This is a genomic window from Salininema proteolyticum (assembly GCF_042685645.1).
GTDB classification, from domain to species: domain Bacteria; phylum Actinomycetota; class Actinomycetes; order Mycobacteriales; family Micromonosporaceae; genus Salininema; species Salininema proteolyticum.
In genome coordinates, this window is record NZ_JBHUNX010000001.1 from 900,487 (window position 1) to 916,346 (window position 15,860).

Annotated in this window: 12 protein-coding genes and 1 riboswitch; of the genes, 6 read left to right on the plus strand and 6 right to left on the minus strand. The window is 70.2% G+C overall.

Going from position 1 to position 15,860, the window contains the following annotated elements:
- Positions 1–18 precede the first annotated feature (18 nt).
- Positions 19–1,188, plus strand: a complete 1,170-nt coding sequence (locus ACFTE1_RS04305; RefSeq protein ID WP_380618658.1) for a hypothetical protein — start codon at positions 19–21, stop codon at positions 1,186–1,188.
- Positions 1,189–1,316: 128 nt separating this feature from the next.
- Here the strand turns inward: ACFTE1_RS04305 and ACFTE1_RS04310 are convergent, their stop codons facing one another.
- Entirely contained in the window at positions 1,317–2,243 is a 927-nt protein-coding gene (locus tag ACFTE1_RS04310) for a carbohydrate kinase family protein (RefSeq protein ID WP_380618657.1), read from the minus strand.
- A gap of 197 nt (positions 2,244–2,440) precedes the next feature.
- Here ACFTE1_RS04310 and wrbA point away from each other — a divergent pair, with 197 nt between their 5' ends.
- Complete coding sequence (wrbA, locus tag ACFTE1_RS04315) at positions 2,441–3,052, plus strand: NAD(P)H:quinone oxidoreductase (protein WP_380618656.1); 612 nt, start codon at positions 2,441–2,443, stop codon at positions 3,050–3,052.
- Between the two features lie 173 nt (positions 3,053–3,225).
- Positions 3,226–6,243: an ATP-binding protein gene (locus tag ACFTE1_RS04320; RefSeq protein ID WP_380618654.1), complete on the plus strand. Its 3,018-nt coding sequence runs from the start codon at positions 3,226–3,228 to the stop codon at positions 6,241–6,243.
- Between the two features lie 85 nt (positions 6,244–6,328).
- Here ACFTE1_RS04320 and ACFTE1_RS04325 read toward each other — a convergent pair whose 3' ends face one another.
- From ACFTE1_RS04325 to deoD, 5 genes are all read right to left on the minus strand, one after another.
- On the minus strand, positions 6,329–7,378 hold the full coding sequence (locus ACFTE1_RS04325; protein WP_380618652.1) for a FecCD family ABC transporter permease: 1,050 nt from the start codon (positions 7,376–7,378) through the stop codon (positions 6,329–6,331).
- 3 nt (positions 7,379–7,381) lie between these two features.
- Positions 7,382–8,380 carry an ABC transporter substrate-binding protein gene (locus ACFTE1_RS04330; RefSeq protein WP_380618650.1) on the minus strand — a complete coding sequence of 333 codons (999 nt, stop codon included), beginning with the start codon at positions 8,378–8,380 and terminating at the stop codon, positions 7,382–7,384.
- An 18-nt stretch (positions 8,381–8,398) separates the two neighbouring features.
- Positions 8,399–8,578, minus strand: a riboswitch (cobalamin riboswitch).
- A gap of 80 nt (positions 8,579–8,658) precedes the next feature.
- Positions 8,659–9,513, minus strand: coding sequence for an ABC transporter permease (locus ACFTE1_RS04335; protein WP_380618648.1), 855 nt, complete (start codon positions 9,511–9,513; stop codon positions 8,659–8,661).
- Entirely contained in the window at positions 9,510–10,487 is a 978-nt protein-coding gene (locus ACFTE1_RS04340) for an ATP-binding cassette domain-containing protein (RefSeq protein WP_380618646.1), read from the minus strand. Before ACFTE1_RS04340 ends, ACFTE1_RS04335 begins: the two co-directional genes overlap by 4 nt.
- 101 nt (positions 10,488–10,588) lie before the next feature.
- Positions 10,589–11,302: a purine-nucleoside phosphorylase gene (gene deoD / locus ACFTE1_RS04345; protein WP_380618644.1), complete on the minus strand. Its 714-nt coding sequence runs from the start codon at positions 11,300–11,302 to the stop codon at positions 10,589–10,591.
- Between the two features lie 274 nt (positions 11,303–11,576).
- Here deoD and ACFTE1_RS04350 point away from each other — a divergent pair, with 274 nt between their 5' ends.
- The 3 genes from ACFTE1_RS04350 (at position 11,577) to ACFTE1_RS04360 (ending at position 15,781) form a co-directional block, all read left to right on the plus strand.
- The gene (locus ACFTE1_RS04350) at positions 11,577–12,695 is read left to right on the plus strand and encodes a BMP family lipoprotein (protein WP_380618642.1); all 1,119 of its coding nucleotides are present in this window, start codon (positions 11,577–11,579) and stop codon (positions 12,693–12,695) included.
- 372 nt (positions 12,696–13,067) lie between these two features.
- Entirely contained in the window at positions 13,068–14,324 is a 1,257-nt protein-coding gene (locus ACFTE1_RS04355; RefSeq protein ID WP_380618640.1) for an MFS transporter, read from the plus strand.
- Between the two features lie 347 nt (positions 14,325–14,671).
- The gene (locus ACFTE1_RS04360) at positions 14,672–15,781 is read left to right on the plus strand and encodes a BMP family lipoprotein (protein WP_380618638.1); all 1,110 of its coding nucleotides are present in this window, start codon (positions 14,672–14,674) and stop codon (positions 15,779–15,781) included.
- Positions 15,782–15,860 lie beyond the last annotated feature (79 nt).

Here is a 15,860-nt window from a genome sequence, read left to right on the forward strand (position 1 = left end):
TCACCCTTGGATAGACTCTTGGCGTACAAAATGCGGCTCCTGACCGACTCCCACCACGCCCGCCCCACCGTCTCCTGGTTCCAGGACATGATCGCGGCCGCCCTCGGCCTCGTCCTCTCCTTCGGACTCATCTCCGACTCCATCTACCAGACCCGCTACGGCGACTACAGCGCCGTCGCCCCGCTCCAGTGGGCCGTCTACCTGGGCGCCCTGCTGGTCGCCGGCTGGTCCGCCTGGCTCGCCTGGCAGCGCCACCGGGCGCCGGCCACCGCCGACAACCAGGGCAACGACCGCCCCCGGACGGGCCTGTCCGCCATCCCGACCGGCTACGGCCCGTTCGCCATAGCGGTGCCGCTGATCATCATCTCCGGCCTCGTGGGCCTCGTCTGGCACGTCGTCTTCGGCGTCGAACAGTCGCGCGACGCCGTCCTCAGCCCGCCGCACCTCGGCCTGGCCGTCGGCTACGTGCTTCTACTGGCCGGGCCCTGGCTCTCCCAGCGGGCCCTGCGCCGCGACAGAGTCGACCAGGCCGGCGTGCCGCACCGGCTCCTGCGCGACGTGCCGACGGCGCTCGCCCTGGGCTCGATGTTCGCGGTCTTCATCCTCACAGTCCCCTACGTCTTCCCCGTGGCGTCGTCGCTGAAGACCCTGGCGGTCTCCATGATCGACCCCATGGGCGCGGCCGAGGCGACGGGACTGGCGGCGTCGGTGGCCGCGACGATCGTCTCGCTGGCGGTCGTGGTCGTCTCGACCCGCCACCACCGGCCGGTCTTCGGCTTCTTCCTGGTGGCCTCCGTCGCCCCCGCCTTCGCGGCCGGGTCCTTCATCGGAGGCGACACCCTCCTCATGGTCGTGGCCGTTCTGGCCGTCGGGCTGCTGGAGGACGTGCTCGTATGGTTGGTCTGGCCGCAGCTGCGCCGCCGCCGCGACCTCCTCGTGCTGGGCGTCGCCTGGCCCGTGGCGGTGTGGACGGCCGCCGTCGTGGTCATCGAATTCCGCTACGGCGCGTGGCTCGGGCCCGAGGCGATCGTCGGCCTTCCCCTGCTGAATGCCCTGGTGGGAGCGCTACTGATGCTGTTCGTCAAGTCCGAGCAGCTGCCGCCCCCGCCGGAGGCCGACTCGGCGGAGAACCCCTTCGACGACGTGATCCGCCGGGCGAAGGCCATGACTGACCGCTCGGAGGACTAGCGCCCGGAGAGCCGGTGCCGAACCGCGCCCGGGCCTGGAGATCCGTGTGGGTCCGGTGCGGTACCGTCGCCGCCCGGCCCGCGCCGTTCCGCCCGTTGTGAGCGCCGGCGGAACGGCCCGCCCGCGCTTCAGGAGAGCGCGGCGACCGCTTCGGCCAGCGGCTCTTCGCCGATGAAATCGGTATGGGTGCCGGCGGACCGCACGGTCCAGGCCCCGGCGACGCTCCCGGCGAGCACGGCCTCGCGCGTCTCCATCCCCTTCCCCCAGGCCCACAGGAAACCCGCGGTGAAGGCGTCCCCCGCCCCGTTGGAGTCGACGACCTCCCAGCCCTCCCAGGCCGGACCCAGGCCGGCGACGTCGGAGGCGGAGAGCGCCTCGTAGCGGCGCAGCCCCTCCGCGTCGAGGTACCAGCCGCCCGCGGCGCCGTCGGTGGCCACCACCGCCCGCGCCCGCCCGTGGGAGGCGACCCACTCCATGGCCTCCGGGGCGGCCGCGCCGAGCTTCTCCGCGGACATGGTGACGATGTCGCTGTTGAGCGCGAAGACGTGCCGGTAGGAGTCCTTGCCGTCCCAGGAGTGCAGGTCGGTCGAGACCGTCGTGGTCTCGCGGTCGATCAGGGGGAAGACGTCGCGGCACACGTTCGAGATGGACACGTGCACCTGGTTCGCGGCCAGTACGTGCGGCCGGAGGAACTCGGGGTCCAGGCGCAGGTCGGCTGGGTGCCTGCCGTCGTAGAAGGAGAAGCGGCGACCCGACTCGTCCACGAAGTTCACGCCCCGGGGAGTGCCGTTGGGGGCCTTCTGGAAACGGAAGTCGAGCTCCTCCTCCGCGTAACGGTCGAGAATGAGCCTCCCCTGCGCGTCGTCGCCGAGGAAGTCGACGAAGCGGACTCCCCGCCCCAGCCGCCGGGAGGCCAGGGCGACGCCGTTGCCGGTGTGACCGACGAAGTCGCGGACCGGAGGGACGTGCAGAGAGTCGCCGGGAGGGAAGGAGAAGTCGGGAACCCGGACGATGGTGTCGACGCCGACGGCGCCTAGGACGAGCAGGTCGAGCATGACTCCGATTATGGACCACCCGTGCCGGTCGCCCCTGGACGAGGCGGGGAGCGGCGTTCGCTCGGTGTAACGAGCGGCCGATGGCGCGGCCGGGAGAGCGGTCCCGCCATATCGGCTACCGGGCGAATCCGATTGACTACGATCTGGGGAGGATCGGCCGCAGGGGAGCCGACCGAGTTCCACCAGAGGAGAGCACCATGGTCAACCTGTCCATCATCTACTACTCCGCGACCGGCAACGTCCACGCCATGGCCGAGACCGCCGAGCGCGAGGCCGGCGACTGGGGCGCCGACGTGCGACTGCGCCGCGCCGAAGAGCTCGCCCCCGACGCCGCCATCGACTCCAACGAGGCCTGGCGAGCCAACGTCGAGGCCACGAAGCACATTCCCACCGCGAGCCTGGACGACCTGGAATGGGCCGACGCGATCCTCTTCGGCACGCCCACCCGGTACGGCCTCCCGACCGCCCAGCTCAAACAGTTCATCGACACCACCGGGCCCCTCTGGCAGGCCGGCAAGCTCATCAACAAGGTCGTCGGCGCCTTCACCTCCAGCCAGACCAGCCACGGCGGCCAGGAGAGCACCATCATCGCGCTGAACAACACCTTCTACCACTGGGGCTGCATCATCGTGCCGCTCGGCTACACCGACCCCATGATGTTCGAGGCCGAGCTGGGCAACCCCTACGGCGCCAGCCACGCGGGAGTGAACGGCCCGGTCGGGGAGAAGACCCGCATCGAGGTCGCGCTCCAGGTCAAACGCCTCCTCGGCGTCACCGACGCCTACAAGAAGGGCGCGGCCCAGGCCTAGGGGCCGGAAACCGGGGGCCGAACCTCCCCACCGGGGCGGCACGGCCCGACCCCGGTCTCGGCACCCGGCCCCGGCCACGACCGCCGCCTCCCCGACAGCACGGCCGGGGAGCGCCGCCCGCCACTCGCCGAAATCCCCAGGACACTGTCAGAGTCCTGAGGGAGACTGGTCGAGTGGCTCCCGACAGGCGACTGATAACCCGCGACCATCCCGACCGCATGCTGCGCCAAGCGATCGACCGCACCGAACGCAGCCACGGCGGCCTCGTCCTCGTGACCGGCGAGGCCGGCATAGGCAAGACGACCTTCGCCACCGACACCGCCGGCGAGTACGCCGACCGCGCCACCCTCCTCTCCGCCGGCTCCTGGCAGGCCGACGCCGTCCCTCCCAACTGGCTGTGGACGCAGATCCTCCGCGCCCTGAAAACCCGCACCGACCACCGCCGCTGGGCCGAGGACACCGCCGGGCACGAGACGGCCGTCGACGAGCTCATCCGCACCCGCCCGGAGGCCTCCACCGAGTTCGACCTCCGCGACGCCCTCGTCACCGTCCTCTCCGCGGCCGCCGCACGCCGCCCCGTCATAGCCGTCCTCGACGACCTCCACTTCGCCGACGACGCCTCCCTGGAGACCCTCGCCTTCGTCGCCGGACACACCTGGCTCGACCGCCTCCTCCTCATCGGCACCTACCGCGACACTTCCGTGCGCACCGACAGCCCCGCCGCCGCGCGCATCCTCAACCTGGCCTCCCGCGCCACCCTCATCCCCCTGGGCGGACTGGACGACGACCAGACCGCCCGCCTCCTGCGCTGGTCCTCCGGCTCCGACGTCGACCCCGACACCGCCGCCGCCGTCCGGCGCCGCACCGGCGGCAACCCCTTTCTCATCGACCAGACCGGCCGGCTCCTCTCCACCGGACGCTCCCTCGACACCGTCACCGCCGGCATGCGAGACGCCCTCCACCAGCGCATCGACCTCATGAGCGACGGCCTGAAGGACGTCCTCGCCCATGCCGCCCTCCTGGGACGCGAGTTCGACGCCGGCCTCCTGGAGGACGTCCTCGGCGGCCTCGACCCCCGCCCCAGCCTGGACGAGGCGGTCGAACTGCACCTCGTGGAACGCGAAGGGGAGAGGTACGCCTTCGCCCACGACCTCGTCCGCGAGTCCCTCGCCGGAGAGAGCCGCGACGCCGCCTCCCGCCGCCACGCCGTCATAGCCAGGGCCCTGGCCAACCGCCCCGACCGCTCCGAGGTCCTGCCGCCCTTCCAGTACGCCTACCACCTCTGGGAAGGGCGCGAACACCTCGACCGCTCCACGGTCGTGCGCGAGCTGACCACCGTCGCCTGCTTCTCCGTCACCACCGCCGGATCGGCCCAGACCGAGCGGATCCTCCAACGCGCCTACGACATCAGCACCGCGGAGGACCTGCGCTGGAGAGTCGTGGCGGCCATCGAGCTGGCCTCGGTCCGATACTGGCGGGACCGCTGCGGCGAAGCGTGGGACCTCTACCGCGGGACCATCGAGGAGACCCGCCGCGACGACCCCCTGCTGTACGCCCGCGCCGCGCTGTCCCTTCCCGACGACGATCCCGGGTACAAGGAAGAACACCTCCGCGAGGCCCACCGGCGCCTCACGGGCAATACGGCCCCGCAACGCCCCGACGACCTCTCCCTGCTGGTCGCCGTGGACGAGAAGACCGAACTGATCGCCCTGACCGTGCAGGCGCTCGCCTTCGCCTACCTGCACGAGGCCCGCCGCAGGGGAGACCCCCTCGAGACGACCTACGGCCTGTGGTGGGTCCACGCCTCGGTCTGGGGGCCGGGCACCTCCGTCCAGAGGCGGCAGGTCATGGACGAGCTCTCCCGGCTGGCCGACGAGGTCGGCGACCAGAACAACCGCCTCTACGCCGAGTCCCTGAAGTGGGTCGCCATGCTGGAGGAGGGCGATCCCGGGTGGCGCCGCCAGCTGCGCCGCTTCGGGGACCTCGTCCTGGAGAGCGCCGGAGGAGGCTGGATGGTCTCCTACCACGTCGACATGCTCATCGCCGCCTATCTGGACGGGGACTACGCGACGGCCCGGCACCACATGGCCGAGGCCGCGGCGGCCGACACCGACGAGCCGATGTTCGGCGCGACCTTCCACCACTACCTCTCCTGGACGCTCGACCGGGCCGAGGGGCTTCCCACGGACATCGAAGGCGTGGAATGGCACCCGCTGGTCGCGAACACCATGCGGAACTTCATCCAGGGCACCGACGCCATGGACCGCGGCGACAGCGCGACGGCCCGCGCCCGCCTCGACGCCATGCCCAAGGACTCGGCCAACCTCTCCGCGCAGGCGCTGTGGATCGAACTCGCCGTGCGCGTCGCGGTGGCCGAGGAGGACCTCGACTGGGCCCGCCGGCTGAGGGAGGGGCTCCTGCCCTACGAGAAGGAATGGCTCACCGGCATCTGGGGCATCTCGGTCCACGGACCGGTGCTCTACTGGCTCGCCGAGCTCGACGCGGTCCTCGGGGACGCGGACTCCGCACGCGGTCGCCTGGAAGAGGCCCTCGCCTCGGCCCGGGCCATGGAGATACCCGTCTGGGAGGTCGCCGTCCGCGCCCGGCTCTCCGCCCTCGAAGACCCCGGCCGTGAGGGGCTCGCGGAGAACTCCTTCCGCACGGAGCACGGCATGTGGGCGCTCGAGTACGCCGGAACGACCGTGCACGTCCCCGACAGCAAGGGCCTGCGCGACCTCCACCACCTCCTGGGGCGCCCGGGACACGCTGTCGCGGCGACGCGCCTGCTCAATCCCGCGGGCGGCGCCGAGGCCGTCCAGGCGGCGTCGATGGGCGGCGACGACGTCCTCGACGAGAGGGCCCGGCGCGAGTACCGGCGTCGGCTGGAGGAACTCGACGAGGCCATCGACGCCGCGGCCCTCTCCGGGGACAGGGGCAAGGCGGCGAGGCTGGAGCGGGAACGGCGCGATCTGGTCGGCTTCCTCAAACAGGCCACCGGGCTGGGCGGCCGCAGCCGCCGCCTCGGCGACGCGGCCGAACGCGCCCGCAAGACCGTCACCAATAGGATCCGCAACGCGGTCAGGAAGATCGAGTCGCTCCATCCCGACCTGGGAATCCACTTGAGGGAGTCGGTGCGGACCGGGGCGCGGTGCGTCTACGAGCCGGACGAACCGACGTCCTGGAGGCTGTGAACGCGCCCTCCCGACGACGTCGCGCCCGCGGTCCCGACCCCCGGCGCGCTGGAGCCCGAACGCCCGGCCGCCGCCGGGCTCTCCGCTAAACGGTGTCGCCCTCGCGGAAGCGCCGCAGCATGAGCACGATGAACACCGGCACGCCCACCGCCGCGGTGAGGATGCCGACCGGGATCTCGCGCGGCTCGAAGACCGTGCGCGCCAGGGTGTCCACCCAGATCATGAAGACCGCCCCGGCCATCGCCGCGGCGGGCAGCAGGCGCCGCTCGTCGGGCCCGGTCAGGAACCGCACGGCGTGCGGCAGGATCAACCCCACGAAGCCGATCGCCCCGGAGACCGACACCAGCGAGGCCGTCAGCAGCGCGCCCAGGGCCATCAGCACCCAGCGCGTCCGGTTCACCGACACGCCCAGGGCCACGGCCGTCTGCTCCCCGAACGCGAAGGCGTTGAGCGACCGCGAATGCGACAGGAACACGGCCGCGACCACGAAGAACACCACGGCCACCGCCGCCAGGGAGTCCCAGCGCGCGCGTGCCATGGAGCCGGAGAGCCAGTAGGTCACCGACTGGGTCCGCTGCGGGTCGCCCACCCACACGATGACGAAGGACGTGATGGAGCCGCAGAACTGGCTCAACGCTATGCCCGCCAGGATCATCCGGCCCGGCGCGAGCGCTCCCCGCCGGGTCGAGAACAGCACGACCAGGGCGAAGACGGCCATCGCGCCGATGAAGGCTCCGGCCGTCAGCGCCAGGGTCCCCGAACCGACCCCGGCCACCAGCACCAAGACCGCGCCGAGCGTCGCCCCGGAGGACACGCCGAAGAGGTAGGGGTCGGCCATGGGGTTGCGCGTCAGGCTCTGCATGACGGCGCCGACCAGGGACAGCCCGGCCCCGACGATCCCGGCGGTGAAGACGCGCGGCAGCCGCAGCTCCCAGACGATGTGGGCCTGCAGCGCCGTCGATCCCCACGAGCGCAGGCCGACGCCGTCGGCCGCCGAGGACCAGACCTCGGACAGGGTGAGGGAGGCCGGGCCTATGGCGACGGCCTGGGAGACGGTCAGGAGCAGGACCGCCGCGAGTGCGAAGTGGACCCAGCCGCGGCCGGGAGCACCCCGCTTGACGGGTGCCACCGCCACGGCTTATTCCACGGCCGCGCCGATGGAGGCGCTCAGGTCGGCTACGGCCTGCGCGTTGCGGAAACCCGGAGTGGTGGCGGAGAACGGAATCGAGACGACGCGCCCCTCCTTCACCGCGTCCAGACTCCGCAGGGCCGGGTCGGACTCCAGGTGCTCGATCTTCTCGGCGGCGGGGGACCACTCGGCGTCGACCACCACGATCACGTCGGGGTCGCGGTCCACGACCGACTCCCACGTGACGTCGCCCCATTTGCCCTCCACGTCGCCGAAGGCGTTGTCCACGCCCAGCTCGTCCATGATCGCGGCCGGAGCGCCGCAGCAGGCGCCGACCGAGGGGACGTCGGTGGCGTTGTCCCACCACATGACCGACAGATCGGCGTCCTTCAGGGACTCGGCGGCCTCCGCCACGGTCGCCTCCTGTTCGGCGACGAGCTCCTCGCCGCGCTCGGGCACGCCGAAGACGTCGGCGATCTGGAGGATCTCGGTGCGGACGTCGTCCAGTGAGGTCTCCTCCTCGGCGCAGCCGGCGGGGGAGAGGTAGGAGGCGATGCCGAGCCCGTCGAGCTCGTCGCGGCCACCGGCGGCCTCGTCCTCGAAGGCGGAGGGGTAGGAGCCGTAGACGAAGTCCGGCTCCTTGTCGTAGACGGACTCCTTGGAGGGGTAGGCCTCGGAGAGGACGGGGACGCTCTCGTAGGCCTCGGCCAGGTCGGGATGGATCTCGTCGTCCATATAGGCCGTGCCGACCATGCGGTCCTCGAGGCCGAGGGCGAGCATGATCTCGGTGGCGGCCTGGTTCATGGTGATGGCGCGTTCGGGCGGGGAGTCGACGGAGACGTCGAAGCCGCAGTTGTCGACGGCGGCCGCGGCGTGGGTGGACCCGCCGGGTTCGGAGTCGGAGCAGGCGGTCAGCGCCAGCAGCGCCAGTGCGGCCGCGGCGCCGGGAATCGCGCGGAGCCTCAATGGGCGCGCGGTGAGCAGGGGGCGGGTACGGGTCTTGGTCAAGGGTCTCTCCATGCCTCGTGGTTTCCGGTCTCCGCGGCCGGTCTCCTGACTCGCGGGCCGGAGGGCCTGCCCTCCCGGCTCCACCGCCTTCCCGGGACCGAGTCCCAGTGGCCTGAGGTGGAGCCGCACCCGCTCACAGTAGCGAGGACTGTTCCGGATTCGCACCGGATTCCCGTCACCGCGGCACCCTCAGCGTAGAAGGGACCTCACAGGGGCGGGACACCGGTGTCCCGCCCCTGTGAGGTCCCTCAGTCCCGGTTTCCTCGGGCGGGCGACCGCTAGCTGCGGTTGTAGGCGCGCAGGGTCAGGGAGCCGAAGACGACCAGCAGGGCCGCCGACCAGGCGGCGGTCAGCAGGGTGGCCGTCGCGTCGAACTCTCCGGTGAAGAATCCGCGCACCGAGTCGGCCAGATTGCTGATCGGGGTGTTGGCCACGACCGGCTCCAGCCAGGAGGGCATGGTCGAGGGGTCGACCATGATGCTGGAGAGGAAGGTCAGCGGGAAGAGGACCGTCGTCGAGATGGACATGACGGTCTTCTCGTTGCTCACGATGAGCCCGATCCACGTCCAGATCCACGAGACGCAGAACGAGAAGGCGAGGACGACCGCGGTGCCGAGCAGGACTCCGCCCGCCCCGCCCTCGGGGCGGTAGCCCATGATCAGGCCGGTCACGAGCATGAAGGCGCCCGCGACCGTGTAGCGGACGGCGTCGGCCAGGAGGAATCCGACCATGGGGGCCGGGCGCCAGATCGGCAGGGTGCGGAAGCGGTCGGACACGCCCTTGGAGTTGTCGTTGGCCACCGAGATCCCGGTGTACATGGTGATCATGACGATCGTCATCACGAGCATGCCCGGCAGCAGGTACTGGATGTAGTCGCCGGTGGTGCCGGCGATGGCGCCGCCGAACATGAGTGTGAAGAGGACGAGCATGACCACCGGCCAGATGGTCACGTCCACCAGCTGGGCCGGGACGTGCTTGATGCGCAGCAGGGCCCGCCAGGTGAAGGCGCGGACCGAGCCCCACGCGGTGGGGTCGGTGTCCTGTTCGGATCCGGCCAGGAGCGCGCGGATCTCGGCGCGCTGCGGCGTGTCGGAGAGGGCGGGGGCCGCCGTCTTCTCGGCCGTGGTGGTCATCGGTTCTCCTTGGTGTCGGCGGTGTCGGTGAGCTGGAGGAACACCTCGTCGAGGCTGGGCTGCCCGACGGAGAGGTCGCCGACGCCGACGCCGGCGGTCGCGAGGGCGGTGAGCACGTCGGCGCCTTGGGAAGCGGTGCTGCCGGAGCTCAGGAGGGCGGTGAGGGCCAGCGGGTCGTCGTCGTACTGGACGGGGCCGGGCAGGATCGCGCCGAGCACGCGGGCGGCCTCGTCGCGCTGGCCGGGGTCAGTGAGCCGCAGGTGGATCTCGCCGGCCCCGACGCTGGACTTGAGCTCGCCGGGCGTTCCCTCGGCGATGACCCGGCCGTGGTCGATGACGGCGATGCGGCCGGCCAGCTGGTCGGCCTCCTCCAGGTACTGCGTGGTGAGCAGGACCGTGGTGCCGCCGTCCACGATGGTCCTCACTATGTCCCAGACCTGGTTGCGGCTGCGCGGGTCGAGGCCGGTGGTCGGCTCGTCCAGGAAGAGCAGCTCGGGCGTGTTGACGAGGGAGGCGGCGATGTCGAGGCGGCGGCGCATGCCGCCGGAGTAGGTCTTGACGAGCTTGCCCGACGCGTCGGTCAGGCGGAAGGCGTCGAGCAGGTCTCCGGCGCGGCGGCGGGCGGCGGGCTTGGCGTATCCGGCGAGGCGGCAGAGCAGGACCAGGTTCTCGTTGCCGGTGAGGTCCTCGTCGAGCGACGCGTACTGGCCGGTGAGGCTGATGCGGGTGCGGACTGCGGCGGGGTCGGCGACGATGTCGTGTCCGAAGACGGTCGCCTCTCCGGCGTCGGGGCTCAGGAGGGTGGCCAGCAGGCGGACGGTCGTGGTCTTGCCCGCGCCGTTGGGGCCGAGCACCCCGTAGACGGTGCCGGCGGGGACGTCGAGGTCGACGCCGTCGACGGCCCGGACGGTGTCGCCGCCCTTGGCGGCGAAATGTTTGACCAGCCCCCTGGTCGTGATGGCGTTCTCGGCCATGTCTCCTCCTCCGTGGTTCGGGGTGTTCACGGAGGAGGCGCTATCGGGGCCCGCTACATCGCGTGTAGCGGGCCCCGGCGGTGTCGTGCGGTCCGGAGCCTCTAGCTCTGGACGGCCGCGTTCAGGGCGATCTCGACCATGTCGCCGAAGGACTCCTGGCGCTCCTGCGAGGGCAGCGCGGTTCCCTTGATGATGTGGTCGGAGATGGTGCAGATCGCCAGTGCGCGGGCCTTGAACTTGGCCGCGAGGGTGTAGATGGCGGCGGCCTCCATCTCGATGGCCAGGATGCCGTAGTCCGACAGCAGGGCCTCGATCTCAGGCGCGTCGGTGTAGAAGGTGTCGGAGCTGTAGAGCTGGCCGACCCGCAGGTCGATGCCCGCCTCGGCGGCGGCCCGGTCGGCGGCCTTGAGGAGGCCGTAGTCGGCGACCGGGGCGTAGTCGACGACGTTCTGGAACCGGATGCGGTTCATGCTCGAGTTGGTCGTGGCGCCGATGCCGGCGACGACGTCGCGCAGTTCGATGTCCTCGTGGACCGCTCCCGCGGAGCCGACCCGGATGACGGTGCGGACGTCGTAGTAGTCCATCAGCTCGTGGGTGTAGATCGCGGCGGACGGCTGGCCCATGCCGGTGCCCTGGATGGACACGGGCCGTCCCTTGTAGGTTCCGGTGTAGCCGAACATGTTGCGGACCTCGGTGTAGCACACCGGATTCTCCAGGTAGGTCTCTGCGATCCACTTGGCGCGCAACGGGTCGCCCGGAAGAAGTACGGTGTCGGAGATCTCGCCCTTGGCGGCGGAAATATGCGGTGTAGGCATGTGTCCAGCATGCCATATTCATCCCATGAATTTTGGGGTCCTAGGCCGGTTCGTTACGCCATTGCAATCGGGGCGGCCCCGGCGATACCGCGTATCCGTCGTGGTTGTGGAATCCCTTGGCGCGGAATAGCTGTGGGGATGACTCAGCGTGTCGGCCCAGTGCCCGGGACTTGGTGGCGAACACCATAATACCTGCTCAAGGTCACAGGCGGGCGCGATAACGATTTCATTACAAAGGGTGCGGCAAGGCCTATCATGGGACGAATATTGCCTCATGTCGACCAGGAACAACCTTCCATTCTACCCGATCTCCGCAACACGCACCCCCGCCGAAGACCTTCCCCTCAAGCGGCTCGGCGGCATCGCCGCGGTGGCCGTGCTCGGCCTCGCCGCCTGCGGGTCCGGCGACGAGGACCGGGCCTCCGCCGGCGCCGACTTCGACGCCTGCATGGTCACCGACTCCGGCGAGGTCGACGACCGCAGCTTCAACGAGGCCGCCTGGAACGGATTCCAGCAGGCCGCCTACGGCAACTCCCAGATCGAGGTCGACTACGCGGCCTCCGAGTCCGAGGAGGACTTCCGGCCCAACCTCGAGCAGCTCGTCAACGACGACTGCGAACTCATCGTCGGCGTGGGAGCGCTCATGGCCGAGGACCTCGAGGCCGTCGCCGAGGCCAATCCCGAGACCCGGTTCGCGCTCGTCGACGGCCGCGTCGACCTCCCCAACGTCTACTCCATCGAGTTCGACCCCGCCCAGTCCTCCTTCCTCACCGGCTACGCCGCCGCCGAGATGAGCGAGTCGGACAAGGTCGGCACCTGGGGCGGCATGGACATCCCGCCGGTCACCGTCTTCATGGACGGCTTCGTGCGCGGCGTCGAGCACTACAACGAGGCCAAGGGCGAGAGCGTCGAGGTCGTCGGTTGGGACCCCGACTCCCGCGAGGGCAACTTCATCGACAGCTTCGAGGACGCCGACGCCGGTCGGGAGCTGAGCGAGGACTACATCGCCGAGGACGTCGACATCATCCACTCTGTGGGCGGCACCGCCGGGATCGGCGCGGTCGAGGCGGCCGAAGAGGCCGGCGACGTGCGGGTCGTCTGGGTCGACCGCGACGGCTGCGACGCCATGCCGGACAGCTGCGCGCAGATCCTCACCTCCTCGGTGAAGAACATCGCCGGAGCCGTCGAGAAGGCCATCGACGACGCCTTCGCCGGAGGGGCCACCGACGGCTCCTACCTGGGAGACCTGTCCAACAGCGGGGTGGGGATGAGCGAGTTCCACACCTACCAGTCGGACGTGCCGAACAAGCTGCTGAGCGAGCTCGACGAGCTGCGCGCCGAGCTGATCCAGGGCGACATCGAGCTGGACTCCCCCTCCAGCCCCGAGCTGTAGCGGCGGGACCCGAGACGACGGGGCGGAGAGCGGGCCGGAACGGGTCCGCTCCCCGCCCCGCCGCTGTTAATTGGCTAACCATTGGCCCGAACTCACTTGAAACTCGCCCCGGCGGCGAGCACAATAAAAGTCATCCCATGAATTTCGGAAGCCGGGCGAGCCCGGGCTCCGCGATTCCGGGACGCGACGCAGCGAGATGCACCACCAGGGTCCGGACACAGTCGGACCGGTCGGAGACGGCGCTCCCATCCGGAGGGCCGGGCCGCCCTGCACCGAGCACGTCACACAGCCCGCACCGAGTGGTGGACCGGTACGGCACGCGACCTGAAAAGCGCGGGCCGAACGCCCCCCACTCCGTGAAAGGGCACCACTGTGACAGCACTCGACACCGACACCGAACGCGGCGCCACCGCCGGCGGCCCCGCCGCCCCCGAGGCCGACCGCGGCGCCACCTGGCTGGCGCCCCTGGCCGTGGCCCTCGGAGTTTTCACCTTCGTGACCTCCGAGATCCTCCCCGTAGGCCTCCTGACCCCCATCGCCGACGGACTCGCCGTCAGCGAGGGACGGGCCGGCCTCATGGTCACCGTCCCCGGACTCGCCGCCGCGATCTCCGCCCCCATCCTGACCGTCGCCACGGCGAGAGCCGACCGGCGCAAGGTCCTCATGATCCTCAGCCTCCTGGTCGTGGGCGCCAACATCGTCTCGGCCGTCTCCTCCGCCTTCGGTGCCATCCTCGCCGCCCGCCTGCTCGTCGGCATCGCCACCGGCGGATTCTGGTCGATCGCCGGCGGCATCGCCCCGCGCATCGCGCCCCAGGGAAAGACCAGCAAGGCCATCGCCCTCGTCTACGGCGGCAGCGGCGCGGCCGCCGTCGCCGGCGTTCCGCTGGTGACCATCCTCGGCGACGCCTTCGGCTGGCGCGCCGCCTTCTGGGCCGTCGCCGGCCTCGCCGGACTGGCCTTCCTCGGACTCCTGGCCTTCGTGCCGAAGCTGCCGTCGACCGGGTCGGTCCGCTTCCGGGCCCTGCCCGACCTCATCCGCACCAACAAGGGCGTCCGCTTCGGCGGCCTCCTGACCGCGCTGTTCGTCGGCAGCCACTTCATCGCCTACACCTACGTGCGGCCCGTCCTCCAGGACGAGGGAATCACCGCCGCCCAGGTCGGCATGCTGCTGCTCGTCTACGGCGTCGCGGGACTGACCGGCAACGGCCTGGCCGCCGTCATCATCGACAAGAGCCTCAAGGGGACCCTCTACCTCATCGCCGGCTCGCTCGCCGGCGCGATGGTGGGCATGGCCCTGATCCCGGTCAACCTGGGCACCGCCGCGGCCACCATGGTCCTGTGGGGACTGGCCTTCGGCCTCCTCTCCCCGGCCGTGCAGACCTGGTACCTGCGCGCCGCCCCCGAGGCGGCCGAGGTCTCCACCGCCATCAACACCTTCTTCTTCAACCTGTCCATCGCGGTCGCCTCGTTCGCGGGCGGACTCCTGGTCGACGACCTGGTCGTCACCTCCGTCCTGTGGGCGGGCGCGGCCCTGGCCGGCGCCGGCGCGCTCACCGCGTGGATCGGCTCGGCCCGGACCGGACTGGGGGGTTCGGCGCGTCGGTCGGACGCCCTAGCGGAGGTCTAGCCCACCGAACGGCCCTTCGGCCCCGGCCCCCGTGCAGTCGCAGTGCGCGGGGACCGGGGCCTTTCCGATGCCGCGTTCCCGCCCGTGCACAATGCACACTGGGAATGCACTGTGACGTCGGCCTGAGACGTGGGGCAAAGTTCCCCATCGCGCTGTATATTGGTATTCTTGGATCCGGATATACTACCTAGCGGTACGCGAATTTCCGCCGCATCGGCCTCTGGAGCGGCATTCCCCCAGTTTCCTGGGAGGATCCTACGAGAGTTGGTTAAGCTCACAGGATGATTCCATAACGATTTGGCTACAACAGTCGTCATTAAGCCGATCATAGGATGATTATTAGAGGCATGGGAGCTATCAAATCCAGCTTTAAAGTTGCGCTCGCCGGCAGTGCCGCCGCGAGCCTTGCCCTACTCTCTGCCTGTGGCCAGCCGCCGACTGACAAGGACAACGGCGGTTCCGGCAACGAATACGGCAACAAAGACGCCTCTTTCAAGGCCTGCATGGTCACCGACTCGGGCGGAATCGACGACCGCTCGTTCAACGAGTCGGGTTGGGAGGGCTTCAAGGCCGCCGTCGACGACAACGACGACATCTTCGCCACCTACTTCCAGTCCAACAACTCGGACGACTTCGCCCCGAACCTGAGCAACGCCACCGGCCGCGACTGCAACATCGTGATCGGCGTCGGCGGGCTCATGGAAAAGCCCATCACCGACATCGCCGAGCAGAACCCCGAGCAGCGCTACGGGATCGTCGACGGCCACGTGGACGCCGAGAACGTCTACTCCATGGAGTTCAACGCCGCCGAGTCCTCCTTCCTGGCCGGCTACGCCGCCGCCGGAATGAGCGACTCGGGCACCATCGCGACGTGGGGCGGCATGCAGATCCCGCCGGTCACCATCTTCATGGACGGCTACGTCGACGGCGTCGAGCAGTACAACGAGGACAACGATGACGACGTCAAGATCCTCGGATGGGACGTCGAGAAGCAGGAGGGCTCCTTCACCGGCGACTTCGAGGACTCCTCGAAGGGCAAGAGCCTGACCGAGAACTTCATCGCCCAGGGCGCCGACATCATCCTGCCGGTGGCCGGCCCCGTCGGCCTCGGCGGCGCCTCCGCGGTCGAGGCCGCGGGCGGCGACGTCTCCATGGTCTGGGTCGACGCCGACGGCTACGAGGCCCTTCCCGAGGAGTACCGGGAGTTCGTCCTGACCTCCTCCATGAAGAACATCTCCGCCGCCGTCCAGGTGGCCCTCCAGAACGCCTACGACGAGGGCGACAAGGGCGGCCGCTACGTGGGCACGCTGGAGAACGACGGCGTCGAGCTGGCTCCGTTCCACGACTTCGACGACCAGGTCCCCTCTGAACTGAAGGACCAGGTCGAAGACCTGAAGGAACAGATCATCTCCGGCGACATCACGGTGGAGTCCCCCTCGGCCCCGTCCGAGGAGTAAAGGCCTCCGCAAGACATTGCACGGGTGGCGGCCCGCCGGGCCGCCACCCTCCCATCAGCGCATCACATCCGTTTCAAGG